Raw genomic sequence first — 293 nt, 5'->3', positions numbered from 1 at the left:
TTTGTGTTTAACGTGTGCAGGAATATTGATGTAATCGCCCGTGGACAACTCACGTTTTGAACCGCCCTCAAATTCTAGTATTGCTTTCCCTTCAACAACCATGACCTATTCATTCTCATCCTGATCAAACCAACCTTTATCAGGAGAGCTATGTCCTTTAGAAACAATACGCTCTATTCTTATGGTTAAAGCATGAATAATCTCTTCACTTACTTCTACACTTAGATCTTTTGGCAGTGAATCGAATATATTAACTGAATTCATTCTTATAGATTCGTCTTATGTAATGTATC

At 36.2% G+C, this 293-nt stretch carries 1 protein-coding gene and 1 pseudogene; both read right to left on the bottom strand.

What is annotated here, in order from left to right; translation table 11 throughout:
- Positions 1–102, bottom strand: a pseudogene (locus F4W09_RS17445) (cupin domain-containing protein); the annotation flags it as partial.
- A 3-nt stretch (positions 103–105) separates the two neighbouring features.
- Positions 106–264, bottom strand: coding sequence for a cupin domain-containing protein (locus F4W09_RS17370; protein ID WP_244948594.1), 159 nt, complete (start codon positions 262–264; stop codon positions 106–108).
- Between the last annotated feature and the right edge of the window lie 29 nt (positions 265–293).

The organism is Acinetobacter tandoii (assembly GCF_008867985.1).
Classification (GTDB): Bacteria; Pseudomonadota; Gammaproteobacteria; order Pseudomonadales; family Moraxellaceae; genus Acinetobacter; species Acinetobacter tandoii.
Note: the sequence above shows the minus strand (reverse complement) of the source record. Positions and strands in the feature narration are given on the sequence as shown.